The sequence below is a fragment of the Candidatus Clostridium helianthi genome, from assembly GCF_045310795.1.
GTDB lineage: Bacteria > Bacillota > Clostridia > Clostridiales > Clostridiaceae > Clostridium > Clostridium helianthi.
The window spans coordinates 40412-60078 of the sequence record NZ_JBJIAB010000014.1 but is presented as its reverse complement, the minus strand read 5'-3'; the positions used below and the strand labels follow the sequence as shown (position 1 = coordinate 60078).

The window sequence follows — 19667 nt, the reverse complement described above, 5'->3', positions numbered from 1 at the left end:
TTATCCCTTGTCCGCAAAATTCAAAATAACTATCTCCTTGGGCAAATGAGTTTGCTTTAGCTTTTCTCAATATTCTTGCATAAATTCCTTTGCTCTTTTATCTGATGTCTAGCCACTATAAAATTTCTATCGAATCTCCTGATCTAATCACTCCGCCTTTTAGTATTCTTGTGAAGATTCCTTCTGTTGGCATAATGCACGTGCCAACTTGATTTTTTATAGCACAACCTTTATGGCATTCTTTTCCTATCTGTGTCACTTCCTGAATTGTTTCTCCTATTTTTAATCTTGTCCCAACGGGCAATTCATGAAGAATAATACCTTCAGTTGTTATATTTTCTGCAAATTTCCCAGCATCTAAGTCACTTATCCCCATTTTAATCATTTTATCTATGCTTTCTTGAGCTAATAAGCTTATCTGTCTATGCCATTTTCCAGCATGAGCATCATCTTTTAAGCCATGCTCTTCTATGAAAATTCCTTCTTTTATAGGGGTTTTTATAACACCTTTTTTTTCACTGATATTTATTGATAATACTTTAGCCATCATTTTATTTAAATCTCCCTTATATATTCTCCACTTTTTCCGCCTGTTTTCTTTATTAATCGAACATTTTCTATTACCATATCCTTATCAACAGCCTTGCACATATCATATATAGTAAGGGCTGCAGTTGTTACAGCTGTTAATGCTTCCATTTCAACGCCTGTTTTCCCAACTGTTGAAACTGTTGCTTCAATCTCTATTTCTTCCTCACCTATATTAAAATTTATATCAGACCCTGTTATAAAAATATTATGGCACATAGGAATTAAATCCGAGGTTTTTTTTACTCCCATTATTCCGCCAATTTGGGCAACTGATAAAACATCACCTTTTTTAATAAGGCCATCTTTTATCAAATTTACAGTTTCCTTTTTCATTTTAATTAATCCTCTTGCAATAGCAACTCTCTTTGTCTCATCCTTTTCACTCACATTCACCATATGAGCTCTTCCTTTTTCATTAAAATGAGTAAATTCCATAAAATCAACCTCCAATTGCTGTCATTTCTCTATTAATATAATTTCCGTTCTCTAATTCATGTTCTTTTGGTTTGCTTTTAATAGTATCGGTAATCACTGTCTTTACATCTTTACCCTCTCTAAGCAATTTCTTTAAATCCACTTCGGAGTTTGAGTGAAGGCATGACTTTAGTTTTCCATCTGCTGTTAATCTTATTCTATTGCAATTTCCGCAAAACTTACATGATATAGGATTAATAAGCCCGACTTTCCCCTTTGCATTTGGAAGTTTAAAATATCTTGCTGGAGAAGAAATATCTGCTGGTTCTATTTCTATTAATTCTGGCATATTTTCTAAAACTGTATCATTAGAAATATATTTATTAGATGACCAATGCTTTAGAGTACCTATTGGCATAAGTTCTATAAATCTTATTTCTATATCCTCATATTTTGTTAAATTTATAAAGTCTTCTATTTCATTTTCATTAAAGTCCTTTATTAAAACTACATTTAATTTAATTGGAGTGAGCCCACTCTTTTTAGCTGCTTCAATACCTTGAAGTACATCTTTGATCTTCCCTACCTTAGTTATCTGTGAATATTTTTCTTCATTTAAAGTATCTAAGCTTATATTAAGTCTATTAAGACCTGCGTTTTTTAAATCTTTAGCATAATCCTTTAATAGAATTCCATTGGTAGTCATAGCTAAATCCCTAACTCCGCCTATTTTACCTATACCATCAATTAGCTTTAAAATATTTTTTCTTACTAAAGGCTCTCCCCCAGTTATCCTAACTTTATCTACACCTAATTCAACAAAGTTTTTAGTAATGGCTTCTATTTCTTCTAAAGTTAGAATCTCTTTATGCCACATCTTATCTATTCCTTTTTCAGGCATGCAATATTTACATCTTAAATTACACAAATCTGTAACTGATATTCTCAAGTAATTTATCTTTCTGCCATACGAATCAAACATAATTTTCCTCCTGCTTATTCTTTCTATTAGGAACATGAAAATAAATAACAACTCCAAAGTTACCATGGCTATTTTTCATCAGACAAGGAGATAAATTGCCCTCATAGCGGGCCTATTAGGTCAATTTGCCGATGAGCAGAGAACCCAAATCTATGATTTGGCGTGAATCGCTTACTCAGCGAGCACATGCGAGTCGAGCTTCCTATGATGGAAAGTAGACTGGCAAATGGACTTGTTATTTTTTTGATTGTTCCTTATATATTTCTAAATCTTCTTTTGAGTTAAGATTCATAAACATATCAAAAGAATAATCATATTTTTTCAAAACATTTTCTTCAATAAAAAGGGGCTCTATAATATCAATTAATCCCGCTATAGATCTTTTATTAAGTGTTATAAGTTTTTCAATTTTAGGCAATATATCTACAGAATAAAAAGCATTAAAAGGCTCAAACTTACTCTCCCTTTTAGCAACACAAGCATTTGCTTTACTATTTGTAAGCACTTTCTTAATATACTTAATATACTTTAAGTTTACATTAGGCATATCACAAGCTATAAAGTATACATATTGGCTCTTACTTTCTTTAAGCCCACCATAGATTCCAGATAGAGGACCAATATCTTTTATTTCATCGCTAATTATTCTTATTCCGTTTTCTGCTGTTTTATACTCTTCTGGCTTATTTGTGACAATAATTATGTCTTCAAATTCTTTACTTAGTTCATGAATTAAGCTTTCCATAATTCTTACTTCATTAATTTTTAAAAACTGCTTATCAAAACCCATTCGTGAACTTTTTCCACCTGCAAGTATCACTGCTGTTTTAAAACTTTCCACATTCATACACTTATAATATATTTACTAAATTAGCTGCAGCATTTTTTCTCTTTTCCGAAATGTCTTCATCTATAATTTTAGATTCAACTAATCTTAATGCTTCTGTAGGACATACCTCTACGCAAGCAGGACCATTTTCCCTACCTATACATAAATCGCATTTGTTTGCAACTAATCTTTCTTTATGTTCTAGCTTTCCGTCTTTATCACACATTAACCCCTTTTGAATAACTTTCTCTCCAGCTTTATGTTCAACTATTATATCTATGGCACCAAAAGGACAAACTATTGCGCAAGATTTGCATCCTATGCAAGTATCTTTATTTATTAACACTACTCCGTCTTTATTTATAATTGAACCATTTGGACATGCATTAGCACACGGAGCATTTTCACAATGTCTACATTGAATTGGAGCACTCACCTCTGCTGTTTTAATAACTTTTAAGCGAGGATTAAAATTAACCTTATCTTTACTTTGCACTAGTATATTTTCTTCAGAGTGTGCAACAACACATGCAGCCTCACAAGTTCTACAGCCTATACATCTTTTGGGATTTGCTATAACAAAATTATTCATTTATATTTCCTCCTTTTTTCTTGAAACGAACTTTGTATGTAGTAGATGATGAGATTTTTCACCAAGAGGTTCTATTAAAAACTCTTCATATAATTTTTTTATAAAAGGATTTTCATGAGATTTTCTTATTTCAAGTTCAGAATCATGTTTATAAATACCTTTTTTTCTGCTCACCAAAGCATTTCTTCTATCTGTATCCAAGATAAACTTAGGTTGCCCACCACCGCTTACACAGCCTTCTGGGCAAGTCATAACTTCAATAAAATCAAATTCACAGTTTCCTTCTTTTATATCTTCAAGTATTTGAACTACATTTTTCAAACCTGAAACTACTGCTACCTTTAATGTTATCTTTGGCAATTTCACTTCTGCAACCCTAATTCCTTCACTGCCTCGTACAAAGTTAAGCTCCAAATTAGGAATAGATTTCTTTGTAAGCATCTCATAGCCGCTTCTAAGTGCTGCTTCCATTACACCACCAGTTACTCCAAAAATATTACCAGCTCCAGTATAACTTCCAAGTGGTAAATCGAACTCTTCATCCTTTAAATTTTTAAAATCTATGCCCTTATCTCTTATAAGCTGAGCAAATTCCCTTGTAGTAATAACTATATCTACATCCTTAAAACCACTATCTTGCATTTCTTCTCTATCACATTCAAATTGCTTGCAAGTACATGGCATTATAGCTACATTATATATTTTCTTAGGGTCAACCTTGTCTATTTTAGCACCATAAGTTTTGAAAATTGTTCCAGCCATTTGTTGTGGTGATTTACAGCTTGAAAGATGATTCAAAAGCTCTGGATAGCTTTGTTCCATAAATTTCACCCAGGCAGGACAACAAGAAGTAAACATTGGTAATTTTCCACCTTCTGTTACCCTTTTTATAAGTTCACTGCCTTCTTCCATTATAGTTAAATCCGCACCAAAGTTAGTATCGTAAACCCTGTTAAAACCTAATCTTCGTAATGCTGCTGCCATTTTACCAGCCGTTAAACTACCAGGCTTAAGCCCAAATTCTTCACCTAAAGAAACTCTTACAGCTGGTGCACATTGAACTATAGTAAATAATTCTTCATTATGTAAAGCCTCTTTCACTTTAGCTGTATTTCCTTTGTTAAACGCTGCAAAAACCGGTTCCTTTACACTTTCAAGTAAGCCTCTAGCTCTTCTTTTTTCTTCTATTGCATAGCTGTTTTCTCTATTTTCAAATGCATAAGAATTACATACCTGTATGCATTGTCCACAAGAAACACAAACATCATAATCAATCTCTTGAGGTTGTCCCGCTTTACCTTGTATTGCATTTACAGGGCATACTTCAACACATTGCTGACACCCAGTACATAACTCTTTATCAATATTTACAAAACCAATATCCATAAACTAAATTCCTTTCTTTTATAATATATATCAAAAACTTTATATTTCCTTAAATATATATCTACACTAGAAATAAGTGACATGTTGTGTGTAGTGTTTCATTGAAATTTAAAATCACCCATTTAAATTCCAAACTAATTTTTCGACTTATACCTAAAAATATATCTCGCCTAGAAATTGAATACATGTTTGTGAAGTTGGCATTAGAAAATGAACTGCCAATGTCACTTAATGGCTGGTTGTTCCATTTTGGTTTGTCCTAAGCTTGTCTTAGGAGCAAACTGAAATGGATGCAACCTGACATTTAGTGACATTCAGTGAAATTTTCTTAGTCCAACGGAATAAACATGTATTCAATTTCGGTTAGTTATATATTTAAGTTGCTCACCGCTCTTATGTTTCTTATTCTTTTTTCTTCTATGACATCGAATAATTTAAGAGCATCTTTAGGACAGGCTTTTACACAAGCTGGTTCACCTTGTTCCTTACATAAATCACATTTATATGCAACCTTTGTTTCTTTCTCTTCTAGCACTTCTTCAAATAATTCCTTTTGCAAATTTTGCATAACTGCTTTTCCAGCCTTATATTTAGTTCCCATTTCAATAGCTCCAAACGGGCAAGCTACTGCACATGCTTTGCAACCTATACAAATTTCTTCATCAATTATTATTGCATTATCTTCATTTTTAATTGCATTTATAGGACAGACCTTTGCGCAAGGTGCATTTTCACAATGTCTACATTGAACCGGAACTGTAAAGTCCTTCTCTTTAATAACATGTATTCTAGAAATTATTGGTGTTTGTATATTTCCAACAGTGACTGATTCATTATGAGCCTTAAAGCAAGCTATTTCACAAGCCTTACACCCAACGCACTTATTAGCATCTCCCACAATAAAAGAATTGTAATTTTCCATATTAATTTCACTCCTTTGTACGCTCAAGGCACTCCCAAGAAAATAATAGACCACCCAAACGCCGTATGACATAAAATAGCAAACATATTGATCTAATATTCCTGGGGTTTGTACCTAATACTTATAGCTATCCAAATTTAAACATAGACTTATGTAGTATCTTCCCAAAATCATAAATATACCCACAACTTAAATTTCACTTATATTTTGAAATATACACATACCAGAAATGAGAGGTACTCTTTTGTGTAGTGTTACATTAGAGAACAAGTTGCTGGCATTTCTTCTGTAGAAGTTGTTCCATTTTCGCTTGTCCTGAAGCTTGTCTTTAGGAGCATGCAGAAATGGTGCAACTTCTACTGTTAGAAATCCTCAACTTATTCTCAGTAACCGAAACAACTGAGTACCTGTCATTTCGGTGAATTATTTCATAATTCTATATCCATTAGCATATATATTCATTTTATTCCCTCTTACAAATCCAACTAAGGTAATATTTAATCTTTTTGCAAGAGCTACAGAAAGACTTGTAGGCGCTGATTTAGATATAATTATTGGTATCTCTAGCTTTGCCGCCTTTAGTATCATTTCAAGAGAGACTCTTCCGCTAAGTATAACCGCTTTATCCTTAAGGAATATTCCTTTCATAAGTGATTCTCCAATAACCTTGTCCAAGGCATTATGTCTAGCTACATCTTCATACACTACAAGCATTTCATTGCTATCACATAATGCAACGCAGTGAACTCCTCCTGTGTTCTTAAAAACATCCGAATAATCTAAATTTGTTCTCATAAATTCGAATATCTTTTCAGTATGCATTTTAGCATCACTTTCAACAGGCTTGCAGTTTAAGGAATCTAAGAAATTATCAATTCCATCAATTGATTGATCCTTTATACTTTCTAAATCAATTTTCTTAGAGAAAAAGCTTTCGCGAGCAGCATCTTTATTCTTAGTCTCAACCTCTGCAATTCCTTTTTCTTCATTTAAATTAAAAGATATTATATCTTCACTAGTATTTATTAAACCTTCTGTTCTTAAAAAGCCAACTGACAATGCTTTTAAGTTTTCTGGGCTACATAAAAGTGTAGCTAATTTTTTTCCATTAAGAAAAATTGTTAGTGGGTATTCTCTAACTAGAAGTTCATCTACATCTGCTTTACAAATGCCGTCTTCTATTTTAAAAACTTTACATTCTAATGTTTTTTCCATTATTTATTTCTCCTTTGCGCACTTTAAAAATAACTTTGTCCTCAATAAATTCAGCTATCTTATTCACATCATTGATATCTAATTGTTCTATGTCTAGATTTAGCTTTTCGTCAGTAGCTACCGCTAAAAATTTCGTTCTATCCGAACTTTCATTTTCACATAGAAGCTTTGAATCAACTTCTTTTCTATGAACTTCTATTTTAGGGTATCCATTATTTTTATATCCCTCTATGATTACCAAATCCATACCTACAAATAGTTCTAGTATTTCTTCAAGATCTTTTTCTTCCTTTAGCTTTTCTATCATAGCTATTTTTTCTTTTGATGAAATAACCATTTTGTCTGCTCCAGCTTTTACAAACCTATAACTGTCTTTTCCCTCTTTATCAATTTCAAATTTATGAGCATCATGTTTTAGGACTCCTATGTTATAGTTTTTTTCTTTTAATATAGGTATTAATGCTTCTATGAGCGTTGTCTTCCCTGTTCCAGATTTAGTTGCAACTATAGATATTACTTTAAGTTTACTTGATTTATTTAAAGATGAATTTTCCACTTAAAACTTCTCCTGCCTTTTTATATCCAATTCCTGCTGGCATTATTATTATTCCATTTGCCTTACTCATAGTAATTAACTGGTTAGAACTTTGAGATCCAACCTTATATGCATATAACTTTCCGTTCTCAGCTTTTATATTTACATATATGTATTTACTTCTGCCTTCTTTTTCTTTAAAGTCTTCAGCTAGTATAACTTGGAGAGTATCATCACTCTCCATATTTTTACCAAGCATTTTTTCACAAGCTGGCTTTACGAATTCTTCAAAGGTAGTTATTGCAGATAATGGATTACCTGGTAAGCTAAAAAATAGTTTTTTATCAATGACTGCAAAACTTATTGGCTTCCCTGGCTTTATAGCTACAGATTGAAATTTTATATCAGCATTTATTTCATTCAACACTTGTTCTACAAAATCAAAATCACCAACAGAAGCACCACCTGAAGTTATAACTATATCTGATTTTTCTAATGCTTCTTTAACTTTACTTTTTAACGTATCTTTTTTATCTTCAACAATTCCTAGGCATAAAGCTTCTAATCCTAAATTCTGAATTAATGCTTTTAGTGAATATTCATTGCTATTTCTTATTTGTCCAAACTTAGGAGTTTCATTTATATCCACAAGTTCATCACCTGTTGTAAGTATTGATATTACCGGATCTCTATGAACTTTAATTTTGCTATAACCTAAAGAAGCTAAAACTCCAATTTCAGTTGGCCTAATCATTGTTCCTTTTCTTAAAGCAATATCTCCTACTTTAATTTCTTCACCAAGTTTTATTACATTGCATCCATCTTTAACTTTCTCAGAAATATAAAGAGTATCTTCACGAACTTCTACTTTCTCAATTTGTATTACTGCATTTGCACCTTTAGGCACTGGTGCTCCTGTCATTATCTTCATTGCTTGCCCGTTTTTTAATTCTTTATCACTAAACTCTCCAGCTTTTATAAGATCAACTATCTCAAGCTCTATTGAAACTCCATCTTCATATAAATCAGTATCCTCACTTTTTATGGCATATCCATCCATTGCTGATTTATCAAATGGTGGAAGATTATCTCTAGAATATATATCTTCTGCTAATGCCTTATTTAAACAAGATAAAATATCCTTCTCTTCACATTCTAAGGCCTTAGATTCTTCCGAAATTATTCTTAAAGCTTCTTCTACACTAATCATTGCTGTTTCCTCCCTATAATGTTCACCTGATTGGCCCTATTTGGTAAACATCTCTCATCATATGAAGTAAAATATACAAGCATACTTATCTATTTTTTTGCTTGTGCCTTATCATTTTCTTTTAAATTCCTAATATATATATTGATATTGCAAAAATAATTCTTCAGCATAATTTTAAAAATATTAAAAGAATTTTAGCTGTAATTGTGAATTGCAACATATATACTATTTTTCAGATGTTATTCTCATTTTCTTTCTTATGTTTTCATATTCAGTTATTATATATTCCTCAGCTGATTTTTGATCTTCGATTCTTTCAACCTTAATTGCACAATATTTAAATTCAGGAGTTTTTGAAATAGGATCAAGACTATCATTAGTTAACTCATTACATGCACCAATCCACCATTGATATGTCATAAAAGTAGAACCCTTTTTAACTCTTTCAGTAATAAGTGCTCTTGATAATACACTTCCTCTTCTAGATGTTATTCTTACAAGTTCTTGATCTTTTATATTTAACTCCTCTGCATCTTCAATACTCATTTGTATAAAGCCTGGTTCATCTGCAAGCTTTTGAAGGGCACGACAATTTCCTGTCATTGTTCTTACTGAATAATGTCCAACTTCTCTTACTGTTGATAAACTTAAAGGATATTCTTCATCTGTTAATTCAACTGGTGGTCTCCATTCACAAGCAAATAATCTTCCTTTACCGCTAGGAGTAGTAAATTTATTTCCTTCATATAAATAAGAAGTTCCTTTGTGATCTTTTGTAGGACAAGGCCATCTAACAATTCCTTGTTCTTCAATCTTTTTATAACTTGCTCCTGCAAACTTAGGACATAGACTTCTCATTTCATCCCATATTTCTTCTGTATTTTTATAATTCATTGGGTAACCCATAGCTGTTGCTACTGCACTTATTATTTCCCAATCAGTTTTTACATCCCCTAAAGGTTCTACTGCTTTTCTTATTCTTTGGAATCCTCTATCTGCTGAACTATAAACTCCATCATGTTCCCCCCAAGAAGTCGAAGGTAAAATAACATCTGCATGAAGAGCTGTTTTATTCATAAATATATCTTGTACCACTATAAATTCAATTTTATCTAAAGCTTCTCTAAGTTCTGCTGCATTTGGATCACTTTGAACCGGATCTTCTCCAAATATATAGTAGGCTTTTATTTTATCTTCCTTAAGAACTAACTCAGGCACTTGAGTTAAGAAATATCCATTTTTATCTGAAAGTTCAACACCCCAAGCCTTTTCAAATTTTTCTTGTACTTTCTTATCTGTTACAAGTTGATATCCTGGATAATTATTAGGGATTGTCCCCATATCACAAGTTCCTTGTACATTATTTTGTCCACGAACTGGTCCAATTCCAACACTCGGTCTTGCAAAGTTTCCTGTTAAAAGGGCAATAGATGCAAGGCCCCTTACTACATCAACAGCTTGTGAGAATTGACAAACACCCATACCATATAATATTGTGGAATTTTTAGCCTTTGCATAAGTTCTCATTGCTTTTCTTATATAGTCAGCTTTTACACCTGTTATTTTTTCAGCATATTCCGGAGTATATTTTTCTACTTCTGCTTTATACTTTTCAAAGTCTTCAGTATATTTTTCTACATAATCATGATCATATAAATCTTCATTTATTAACACATTTCCAAAGGCATTAACTAGAGCCATATTAGTTCCACCCTTTAGTTGAAGCCATAAATCAGATAATCTTACAACATCTGTCTTTCTAGGATCTGTCACAATTATTTTTGCACCCTTTTCTTTAGCTTTAACTATTCTTCTTGCTACTATAGGATGAGTTTCTGCTGGATTATATCCAAATACAAATAAAACGTCTGAATCTTCAATTTCTGGAATCGAATTTGACATAGCGCCATCACCTAGTGAATAAGTAAGTCCTGCAACCGATGGTCCATGGCATACTCTAGCACAATGATCTATATTGTTAGTTCCAATAACTGCTCTCATAAATTTTTGCATTACATAGTTTGGTTCATTTCCTGGACCTCTAGCTGAGCCTGTCCCCATAATTGCATCAGGTCCATATTTAGCTTTTATCTTCATAAGGTTTTCCGCTGTAAATTTAATAGCTTCATCCCATGAAACTTCCTCTAATTCTCCATTTTTTCTTATCATAGGCTTTTTAATTCTAGAAGTTAATATTTGAGGATCATTTAAGAAATCCCAGCCATAATATCCTTTTAAACATAATTTTCCTTCATTATTATCACCATTTGCAGGTTCCGCTCTTACAATCTTTCCATCATTAACTACAAGATATAAATTGCACCCACTTCCACAATAAGGACACACCGTTAACACTTTCTTTTCCATATTCTAATACACTCCTTTTTAGGCATAATCAAAAAATAATAAATCATCATATGCCTTAATTATTCAATCACTAAATCAAATATTATCTAAAAAAAACAAAAAACCAGTACAAAGACTGTTTGTTTCAACGGTCCTTAGTACTGGTTTATTTAAAAGCTAAAACATAAACTCGGCACTATCAAAAAATAACAAGTAAGTATACTAGCATATTTTCTTTCTAGTGCCTAATATTTTTCTTTTCAATCCAACCTTAATTTATTAACTTTTCTAATTTTAATCTATTAATTTTATTGTTATAACAACTGTTCTATTATCGTTTTCTATATTACAAATTTTCCAGCTATAAGTAAAGTCTTTTTTTAATATATCTTTCACTTCCTGAAGGAAATTTTTTTCAAGATGGGGCTTCATTATCTTCCAATAATCTGCTACCATATTGACAGCACCTTCATTAACCAAAATTTCACTAAGATTTGAAAGTATCCCTTTTATCTCTAAAGTTATTGTGTCAAGGGAATCAACCTTCACTTTAACATATTCTGGCCCTCTACCTCTATAATGCTTTATAATTTTAACTGTAACTTTTTTAATTTGTTCTTGCAATTCAAGATTTATAGCACTCATTTTCTATTTAAATCTCCTATTTTATTAACAAAATCCAGTTCTATAAATTTTACCTTGTCATAATATTTTAGTCAACTCTGAATGTTGATTGAATTTTTTATTTAAAGCTTTATTTCGACATATTTCTAACTGATCATCGTTTATTTTAAGTCTTTCATTTTTTCTTCAATGAGCTTATAATTGATATTATTAATTTAATCTCTAACTAAACTATAGTATAATATTTAAATTCAAATGTTTATTAATATAAATTTTCCCGCAGGAGGTAAATATAAAATGATAAGTACAGCTATATTAACTATAAGTGATAAAGGCTACAACAATCAACGAGAAGATCTAACTGGTCCAGCTATAAAAGATATTCTACCAAGTGATAAGTTTTCTGTAGATTATTATAAAATAATCCCTGATGAAGTTGAAATGATAAAAGAAGAACTAATATATCTTTGCGATTCCTTAGGTATTAATATGATCTTAACAAATGGTGGAACAGGTTTTTCAAAGAGAGATGTTACTCCAGAAGCCACAACAAGTGTTATCGAAAAATTAGTGCCTGGTATCCCTGAAGCAATGAGAAGTGCTTCACTAAAAATAACTCCTAAAGCTATGCTTTCAAGAGCTGTTAGCGGAATTAGGAAAAGTACCTTAATAGTAAATTTACCTGGAAGTCCAAAAGGCGCTGTAGAAAATCTAGAAGTTATACTGCCAGCCCTTCCTCATGGAATTGCTATTCTAACAGGTGAAGCTTCTGAATGCAGTAGATAATATTGAATTTAGATTTATACGATAATCCACCGAAAGTAGAAACATTCTTATTTCGCAGGACTATGAAAATTTTGCTGAAAGTGATAACTTGCACAACAGTGTAATAGCAAAACTATGTTATAAAATAAAACACCCATGAAAATCCTAATTTCAGATTTTTGTGGGTGTTGTCATATTTTTTAAATTTTAAATTTAAATACCTCTTGTTTTAGTTTTTCCGAACTTGTTTTAGATTTTAATGCCTCTTCCAATACATCATTAGATTGAGTAGTTATATTTCCGACTTTATTTGCTATATCTGAAACTCCCCTTGCACCTTCATTAGATGCATCTGCTACATTTTCTATGGTTTCTAGTATATTTTCTACAGATAATAAAAGTTCTTTCGAAGTTATACCTAACTCAGAGGAAAATTCTTTATAATATAACGCATCATTATTATATTCATGACTTGCATTAACTAAAGTTTCGTAATCTTTTAATATTCTGTTTTCCATGAAACTAAGCATATTATTAGAATTATTAGTTAAATCTTCAACCGAAGATAATATAATTGACGTTGTATTTTGCATCTTATTTATAGTTTCATTAGATTGTTCTGCCAGCCTTCTTATTTCTTCTGCTACTACGCTAAATCCTTTGCCAGCTTCTCCAGCTCTTGCTGCCTCTATTGCTGCATTAAGTGCAAGTAAGTTAATTTGTGAAGTTATTTGAAGTATAGATTCCGATAATACATTTATTTTCTCCACAGCTTTAGCTTTTTCAACGGATTGCTTCAATTTAATACCTGTTTCTTTAAACACTTTTTCAGTTTCCTTTTGATTATTTTTTGAAGTTCCCATAATATTTTTAGCTTTTTCACTTACTTGATTTGATTTCTCTTCAATGTATTGTGATTTTTCAGCTATAGAATTAACTATAATTCCTATTTCCTTTGAAGTTCTTGACATCTCTTCTGCAGATACTGCACTCTCTTCTATACTCGCTGAAATTTCTTCTGTAATTGCTGAAACTTCTTCAACATCATTATTTAGATGCTTCACTTTATCATTTACTGTATCATTAACAGTATTCATATCTTTAGATACAATTGCTACATCGTTTATCAGAGCTTTTAAAGAATTCTGAACCTTATCTATTGATATAGCTATATCCTCAATCTCATCCTTTGTTCTTATATTTATATTACTAGTTAAATCACCATCACTCATTTTACCTAAGACACTTTGTATTTTTACAATATTATTACTTAATTTCTTAGAGTATAAATAAATCATAACAAAAGCTAAAATACTCACAATAACTATTGTTAGAATTGTTGCATTTAGCAATGCACTTCTCATGCCTTCAAACATGCTTGAGTCTACATCTACACCAGCAATAGCTATAATCTTTCCTTCTGAATTTTTAATTGGTGCATAAGCAGAAATAAAAGTACCATACTCATTTGTAAACGATTCATTTGTTACTATAACTTTATCATTAAAAGCTTCTTTCATCACGCTATCCATAGTATAGTCTTCTAAAAATTCAGATGCATCAACTGAAACATCTACTAAAAACTTAGCTTGTGTCCCTTGAACTCTTTCAAGTGTATAAAAATTCCTTGCAACACTTTTTGATTTAGCCAAACTCATTGATTTCAATACATCTTGATATTCTACACTGTCATCCGATTGCTCTTTTATAAGCTTTTCAAGCTTGTCTCTATCAATAGAAACAGTTAAATCTGAAATACATTGAGTAACTGTTTGCCTAAGTTCCTTTTTAAATTTTTCAAACATAATCAGATTTACTGAAACTAATATTATAGCTATAGATGATAAAATAACCAACATCATTCCTAATATTTTCTTCCCAAATTTACTCATACTCCACCCCTAAAAATATTGTTCTTTATATAATTTTTATAAATAATAAAGGCCAATTTAAACTAATCAAAAAAGAACTTATTAGTTTAAATTGGTCGACTGCACAGATAGCTCGAAATTCTTAAAATATCCACATAAAAAGAATTCTTCATAGCTCTCAATTACTATATTTCATTAATAATTGTCATTTTTTTAATATATATGTCATGTTATCATATAGATATTAAAAAATCAATAATTTAAATATATTGGTTAGCTGTCCAAATATTTAAATTTCCAAAAAATAGTTTAAACGTATTCTAAAGCTCATAATTTTTAACTGAACATCTTCAAAATACAAAAATAAACTAACGAAAATCCAAATTGTAGTTTCCATTGGTTTCATGATGGAGGCGAAATGCTACCTTTAAAATCCAACACTGAATTTAATCTCATTTTGATCCTCAATATATTACATATTAATGCCTTTGTTTATAAAATTAACTTTTCTTTATTTCACTACAATAATCGCATTTCAATTTGAATTGGCCATTACTTATATCCTTGCATTTCATAACTTTTTTTATTTCTGCACTGGCATTGTATCTAATTTTATTTGGTCAGTTACAATCCTGTCTGTTATGGCACCCACTTTAAACATTCAGCATATAATAATAAATAACAAATGAAAAGAATCAAAGAAAAAAGGGAGTAGCAAAATGCATAAAGATTATAATTATTGTAATTGTGATAAGAACAATGAAAAAAAAGTTAAGGAATTCATTAATTCATTAGAGCATCAAGGTTGTATAGTTCAAGAAGGAGAATTAAAATATGTAGATATTTTAAAATATTGCAGCGAAGGTTTAGTCAATACTGCTTTGGGAAATAATGCAGGTGCTCCATATGCTCTTGCTCTAATCCCACCTTCTCCTAATCAAGAGTCTTCTATAGAATTTATAGAAGAAGGAGTTTCCTACAAATTACGTCCTGATGAGGCTATTGTTTTAATCGGAAAAACACCACCTAAAGCATATTACTACAGTTTCAGAAGTTTTCTTTTCTTTGCCAAAAACAAAATAGGAAAAGATTATAGTGATAATACTACTGTAGGTAATAATCAAACCGGAAAATACCATATAATATTTGGCAGCCTAGGTGATACTATTAATAACTATAATATTAACACTGAAAATACACCTGATGGAACACTAGGATATCCCTATGATAGTTCTACAATTATTATTACAACTGCTGACCAATATATTAACCACCAAGTGCGGAAGGCTTTAATTAATTCTGGATTTAGTTCCGATATCATGAATAATGATAATATACCAGAGGGTCTTGTCAACTTAGGACTTGAAAGAGGTAAGGATACCTTTGCAATACTCATGAGAGCATCAATATGGGAAAATAGAGACATTGGACAAGAGTATTTAGATAATTTGGACAAATACTGGCATGTACTTCGAATTACACCTAAAAAGCCAATTAAAAACAACTATCCTTGGCCAGTACCTACACTTAAAATCCGTGAAACATGCGAAACAGAATTTAATCTACTACCACATGCTAGAGATGATTTAAATTATTTAAGGTATAAGATTCTTGAAAAATATTATAGTAATGACTATGAAGCTATAGATCTTAAAACTAATATTTGGGTTATGGAAAGCTTTGAAGGAATTCTAATGGATGTGAATGTACTAGGCGAAAGTAGAGATGCCTTGTACCTCCGAACAAACAATTTCGAATTAACATCTGATGATGATTTTGTAATCACCTACGGAGTTAATCACACCCAAACTGGAAAAGCAGTTTACTATAATTCTAGTTTCTATGGTGCTAAAAAACTTAACGGTGTTAGTGTTATTTACTCGCCTGATTGTGAAGGATCAGCAAATGAATTTTTTCCTAAAGATTGCGAAGTATCAAATAATTATTATGTGTATAAAATGGCCAGAAAAGGTTGTGGCGATTGTGTAGCTATTATCCCTTATAGTACAGGAAATCCAAAAGGGGCATGCTACGGAGTTAATAACTATCAAGAAGCATTTATAGCCTTTAGACTATATTTAAATCAAGAAACATTAGTTGGTCCAGCACCTTATGATGTCATTTGGGATCAGGCTATTTTATTTAGGAAAAAGAAAAAGAATCAATATTAAATAGTAATATAAAAGTTAGAAATGTATATTAATTTGCATTTCTAATTTTTTAGTTGAACTGCCTCCGATTTCGTGCAAAATGGAGGGCAATTTTAATTTACTCTTAATCATTTCATCAATTTATATATATAATTTTTCAATGTAATTCTAATACACGCTTTAATCGTTCGATATTTTGACACAAAATTTACTATATACTATTTCCTCACTTTATTTAAAGTAAAATGATTTAAGAAAAATATGTTTACAATTTCCAATATTTATTATAATATATATTAAACATATAGTTTTAGTCGGATATTATTACATAAGGGGGCATTAGTATGTTTATAGTTACTATAATTACATCAGTATTAATAACCTTAATACTAGTCGCAATAATTTTTAAATCAAATACTCAAAAATTATATACAATAAGTAATCATTTAGAAAAGATATCTAAAGGTGATTTAACAAAAACATTAACTTTAAACAGAATGGGGATTTTTAAAAAGTTTTCTTTAAATATAAATACATTTATCTTATATATAAGAAAATTTATAAATGAAACCGCAACACTTAATGATAAGTTAATAGATTATTGCAAAGATTTAGGAAAATATTCAAAAGAGGTTGAATTCGCTGCCAATAATACGACAACAGTAATAAATCAAATATCTACTGTTGTTGAAAATCAAACCAATGATATAGTACAAGCCAAGAATTTTATCGCAGAAATCGTTGAAGAAAATAAATCTATAATAAATAACGGAAGTTCAATTGAAGATATGTCTTATTACATGACACTTGAAATAAATAAAACAAATGAAATTTATGATCAACTAATACAAAAACTTAATAATTCTGCACTTTCTAATGAAAATTTAGCACATAAAACTAAATTACTATACGACAAAGTGTATACAATTCAAAGTATTTCAGATGCAGTAAACAGTATTAGTGAAAATACAACTTTGTTAGCGCTAAACGCATCCATTGAAGCAGCACGAGCAGGAGAACAAGGAAAAGGATTTGCAGTTGTGGCAACCGAAATACAAAAACTTGCTAAAATATCCTCTGAACAATCAAAGGATATAAAAAATATAATAAGTGACATAAATAACATAATAAAAGATATATCCGAATCAATGGCTACTGAGGTAAAAGTAATAAATGATAATATTGAATTTTCAAGTATAACAAAAGATAAATTGAAAACTATTAAAGATAAAAATGAAGCTACGCTAATTTCAGTAAAAAATATAAATAAAATAATTGATATTCAAGGAAACAAGATAGATAAAATAGGTAGATTCATTGATGATATCGAAATTGTTTCCACTGCTATATCAGATTCTACAAAAAAAGTTGCTGCTGCTTCCGAAGAGCAATTAAACTCTATAATCAATATTTCCACTTCTGCATCCGCTTTAGCTGATATGAATAGCAATTTAAAAGGACATATTGATTCCTTTGCAAAAGATTATACTATAGATGATAAAACAAACCAGTATATAAATAATGGATTAGAAATTCTCATAAACTTATCTAAAAATGATATTTTACGGGATATGGACTATAATAGTGCTACAAAAATACTAAAAGAAAAGATAGCTGAGTATCCATATTTTGATCTTTTTGCTTTAATGCAAAAAGATGGTTTAAGAAAAGCTATAACTTTAGATTATACTGAAAATGAAGTTTACGTAAACTTTTCTCATAGGCCATACTTTAAAGAAGCAATTGAAGGAAATTTTTTCAAATCAGAGCCTTATATTTCTGTAGATACAAATAATTATTGTATCGCAATATCTGTACCTGTTCTAAATTCTCAAAAGCAAATTGTAGGAATATTAATGGGAGACCTAATACTCGGCTAAGGTTCTTTAAAAATCATTTATCCCCTAACTTAATTTTCACATTTATTTTCATTAATTCAATGTCATCTTAAAATAAATTGTAATATTTAAATTTATACTCTTATCATTCCCACTATTAATTTTATCTTTTGACACTTAAAATAACCCACGACAATGAACTGCTACCTGTCAAGTAGATAGGGCGCAGTTCGTTGTCGTGGATTTTATGATGAAGGCGAAGCATAATCTTTAAAATCCACCACCTGCACTTAATATAAAATTCTTAACTTGTCCATAATAAAAATTTTTATCTAACTGTCTACCTTAAGGAGAACATATCATTAATCCCTAGTAGATTCTTTTATATACTTCTTCTCTTTAATCTTCAATACTGCATTTATTTTTATTATATCTATCATTTTAAACAAGATGCTAGAATCCCCGCTCCAAGCAATCCTGCATCATCACCTATTTTAGCCAATTTAATATTTACATTAATATTGTTAAATACTCTTAGCTTAACTTCATTAATTAATTTTTCTAAGTAATTAGAATTGTTTAATATAACTGATCCGCCAAGTACTATAACTTCTGGATCTACAATAGTTATTATATTAGCAATTGCTTTAGATAAATTTATAGACCACTCATTTAAAACCTCTCTGCAATTTACTTCTCCATCCTTAGCTCTGTCAAAAACATCTTTGGCCGTGAGTTCCTGTCCTAACTTCTTACTAGCAATTCTAGAAATACTTACTCCACTGCACTGCCCTTCTAATCCCCCAGCGTTTAAGCCCGCATGACTATATTCATCTTCATTTATTATCATGTTGCATACTTCTCCAGCTATGTTATTAAAACCATTAATTATCTCATTTTTATAAACAAATCCTCCACCTACTCCTGTTGATAGAGTAATATAATATGCACTTTCAGCATTTTTAGCTGTTCCTATCTTAGCTTCACAATATCCAGCCACATTTGCATCATTATTTACAGTTGTAGGTAATTTAAAACGCTCTTCAAAGTATTTTTTTATTTCAAATCCTTCCCATCCTTTTAAATTAGGCGGATTAATTATTACTCCATTTCTTATATCTAAAGGACCTGGACATGCCACACCAATAGCCTGAATGTTATATGTATTCCACTTTTCCCTAATTATTTTTATTAAATTATCTACATTATAGTCCGCACCTTTTTCAACGATATTATCTATTTTAAATTTATCTATTAAATTATATTCATTATCTAAAATAGCGGCTCTTAAGTTGGTACCTCCTATATCAATTCCCAAATAATAATTCATCTTGACCTCCTAAAATATTAACAAAACTATTTGATTAAATAAAATCTTCTATGATATTTTTTAATTG

General features: G+C 30.6%; 17 protein-coding genes and 1 riboswitch. Of the genes, 3 read left to right on the top strand and 14 right to left on the bottom strand.

Going from position 1 to position 19667, the window contains the following annotated elements; genetic code table 11:
- Nucleotides 1-115 precede the first annotated feature (115 nt).
- From ACJDTP_RS12530 to ACJDTP_RS12475, 12 genes are all read right to left on the bottom strand, one after another.
- Nucleotides 116-547, bottom strand: a complete 432-nt coding sequence (locus tag ACJDTP_RS12530) for an MOSC domain-containing protein (RefSeq protein WP_039773827.1) — start codon at nt 545-547, stop codon at nt 116-118.
- Nucleotides 548-555: 8 nt separating this feature from the next.
- Nucleotides 556-1026, bottom strand: a complete 471-nt coding sequence (gene moaC, locus ACJDTP_RS12525) for a cyclic pyranopterin monophosphate synthase MoaC (protein ID WP_406761378.1) — start codon at nt 1024-1026, stop codon at nt 556-558.
- A 4-nt stretch (nt 1027-1030) separates the two neighbouring features.
- On the bottom strand, nt 1031-1987 hold the full coding sequence (gene moaA, locus ACJDTP_RS12520) for a GTP 3',8-cyclase MoaA (RefSeq protein ID WP_406761377.1): 957 nt from the start codon (nt 1985-1987) through the stop codon (nt 1031-1033).
- Between the two features lie 235 nt (nt 1988-2222).
- A complete protein-coding gene (locus ACJDTP_RS12515; protein ID WP_406761376.1) occupies nt 2223-2834 on the bottom strand; it encodes a molybdenum cofactor guanylyltransferase in 612 nt (203 codons plus the stop codon).
- 4 nt (nt 2835-2838) lie between these two features.
- A complete protein-coding gene (locus ACJDTP_RS12510; protein ID WP_406761375.1) occupies nt 2839-3408 on the bottom strand; it encodes a 4Fe-4S dicluster domain-containing protein in 570 nt (189 codons plus the stop codon).
- Nucleotides 3409-4794, bottom strand: coding sequence for a [FeFe] hydrogenase, group A (locus ACJDTP_RS12505; RefSeq protein WP_406761374.1), 1386 nt, complete (start codon nt 4792-4794; stop codon nt 3409-3411).
- 367 nt (nt 4795-5161) lie between these two features.
- Nucleotides 5162-5716, bottom strand: a complete 555-nt coding sequence (locus ACJDTP_RS12500) for a 4Fe-4S dicluster domain-containing protein (RefSeq protein WP_023975235.1) — start codon at nt 5714-5716, stop codon at nt 5162-5164.
- Between the two features lie 423 nt (nt 5717-6139).
- Entirely contained in the window at nt 6140-6931 is a 792-nt protein-coding gene (fdhD, locus tag ACJDTP_RS12495) for a formate dehydrogenase accessory sulfurtransferase FdhD (RefSeq protein ID WP_406761373.1), read from the bottom strand.
- Nucleotides 6909-7487, bottom strand: a complete 579-nt coding sequence (gene mobB / locus ACJDTP_RS12490; RefSeq protein WP_406761372.1) for a molybdopterin-guanine dinucleotide biosynthesis protein B — start codon at nt 7485-7487, stop codon at nt 6909-6911. The genes fdhD and mobB overlap by 23 nt, the downstream gene beginning before the upstream one ends.
- Nucleotides 7465-8676, bottom strand: a complete 1212-nt coding sequence (locus ACJDTP_RS12485) for a molybdopterin molybdotransferase MoeA (RefSeq protein ID WP_023975238.1) — start codon at nt 8674-8676, stop codon at nt 7465-7467. Before ACJDTP_RS12485 ends, mobB begins: the two co-directional genes overlap by 23 nt.
- Before the next feature lie 225 nt (nt 8677-8901).
- Nucleotides 8902-11043, bottom strand: coding sequence for a formate dehydrogenase subunit alpha (gene fdhF, locus ACJDTP_RS12480; RefSeq protein ID WP_406761371.1), 2142 nt, complete (start codon nt 11041-11043; stop codon nt 8902-8904).
- Nucleotides 11044-11316: 273 nt separating this feature from the next.
- Nucleotides 11317-11667 carry a Na-translocating system protein MpsC family protein gene (locus ACJDTP_RS12475; protein ID WP_023975240.1) on the bottom strand — a complete coding sequence of 117 codons (351 nt, stop codon included), beginning with the start codon at nt 11665-11667 and terminating at the stop codon, nt 11317-11319.
- Nucleotides 11668-11943: 276 nt separating this feature from the next.
- On the opposite strand from ACJDTP_RS12475, the gene ACJDTP_RS12470 reads away from it, so the two are divergent.
- Nucleotides 11944-12432, top strand: a complete 489-nt coding sequence (locus ACJDTP_RS12470; RefSeq protein WP_406761370.1) for a MogA/MoaB family molybdenum cofactor biosynthesis protein — start codon at nt 11944-11946, stop codon at nt 12430-12432.
- A 179-nt stretch (nt 12433-12611) separates the two neighbouring features.
- Here ACJDTP_RS12470 and ACJDTP_RS12465 read toward each other — a convergent pair whose 3' ends face one another.
- Complete coding sequence (locus ACJDTP_RS12465) at nt 12612-14303, bottom strand: methyl-accepting chemotaxis protein (protein WP_406761369.1); 1692 nt, start codon at nt 14301-14303, stop codon at nt 12612-12614.
- An 84-nt stretch (nt 14304-14387) separates the two neighbouring features.
- Nucleotides 14388-14471, bottom strand: a riboswitch (cyclic di-GMP riboswitch).
- A gap of 530 nt (nt 14472-15001) precedes the next feature.
- Between ACJDTP_RS12465 and ACJDTP_RS12460 the strand changes: the two genes are divergently transcribed.
- Complete coding sequence (locus ACJDTP_RS12460) at nt 15002-16453, top strand: hypothetical protein (RefSeq protein ID WP_406761368.1); 1452 nt, start codon at nt 15002-15004, stop codon at nt 16451-16453.
- A gap of 323 nt (nt 16454-16776) precedes the next feature.
- Complete coding sequence (locus tag ACJDTP_RS12455; RefSeq protein WP_051144948.1) at nt 16777-18312, top strand: methyl-accepting chemotaxis protein; 1536 nt, start codon at nt 16777-16779, stop codon at nt 18310-18312.
- A 394-nt stretch (nt 18313-18706) separates the two neighbouring features.
- Here ACJDTP_RS12455 and ACJDTP_RS12450 read toward each other — a convergent pair whose 3' ends face one another.
- Nucleotides 18707-19600, bottom strand: a complete 894-nt coding sequence (locus ACJDTP_RS12450) for an ROK family protein (protein ID WP_023975626.1) — start codon at nt 19598-19600, stop codon at nt 18707-18709.
- Nucleotides 19601-19667: the final 67 nt, after the last annotated feature.

Bases quoted from the DNA above. Each gene is read 5' to 3' on its own strand.
- ACJDTP_RS12500 (WP_023975235.1), bottom strand. From the start codon at position 5,716: ATGGAAAATTACAATTCTTTTATTGTGGGAGATGCTAATAAGTGCGTT.
- moaA (WP_406761377.1), bottom strand. From the start codon at position 1,987: ATGTTTGATTCGTATGGCAGAAAGATAAATTACTTGAGAATATCAGTT.
- ACJDTP_RS12460 (WP_406761368.1), top strand. From the start codon at position 15,002: ATGCATAAAGATTATAATTATTGTAATTGTGATAAGAACAATGAAAAA.
- ACJDTP_RS12455 (WP_051144948.1), top strand. From the start codon at position 16,777: ATGTTTATAGTTACTATAATTACATCAGTATTAATAACCTTAATACTA.
- ACJDTP_RS12505 (WP_406761374.1), bottom strand. From the start codon at position 4,794: ATGGATATTGGTTTTGTAAATATTGATAAAGAGTTATGTACTGGGTGT.
- ACJDTP_RS12470 (WP_406761370.1), top strand. From the start codon at position 11,944: ATGATAAGTACAGCTATATTAACTATAAGTGATAAAGGCTACAACAAT.
- ACJDTP_RS12515 (WP_406761376.1), bottom strand. From the start codon at position 2,834: ATGAATGTGGAAAGTTTTAAAACAGCAGTGATACTTGCAGGTGGAAAA.
- fdhD (WP_406761373.1), bottom strand. From the start codon at position 6,931: ATGGAAAAAACATTAGAATGTAAAGTTTTTAAAATAGAAGACGGCATT.
- ACJDTP_RS12485 (WP_023975238.1), bottom strand. From the start codon at position 8,676: ATGATTAGTGTAGAAGAAGCTTTAAGAATAATTTCGGAAGAATCTAAG.
- ACJDTP_RS12465 (WP_406761369.1), bottom strand. From the start codon at position 14,303: ATGAGTAAATTTGGGAAGAAAATATTAGGAATGATGTTGGTTATTTTA.
- ACJDTP_RS12450 (WP_023975626.1), bottom strand. From the start codon at position 19,600: ATGAATTATTATTTGGGAATTGATATAGGAGGTACCAACTTAAGAGCC.
- ACJDTP_RS12510 (WP_406761375.1), bottom strand. From the start codon at position 3,408: ATGAATAATTTTGTTATAGCAAATCCCAAAAGATGTATAGGCTGTAGA.
- ACJDTP_RS12530 (WP_039773827.1), bottom strand. From the start codon at position 547: ATGGCTAAAGTATTATCAATAAATATCAGTGAAAAAAAAGGTGTTATA.
- ACJDTP_RS12475 (WP_023975240.1), bottom strand. From the start codon at position 11,667: ATGAGTGCTATAAATCTTGAATTGCAAGAACAAATTAAAAAAGTTACA.
- fdhF (WP_406761371.1), bottom strand. From the start codon at position 11,043: ATGGAAAAGAAAGTGTTAACGGTGTGTCCTTATTGTGGAAGTGGGTGC.
- moaC (WP_406761378.1), bottom strand. From the start codon at position 1,026: ATGGAATTTACTCATTTTAATGAAAAAGGAAGAGCTCATATGGTGAAT.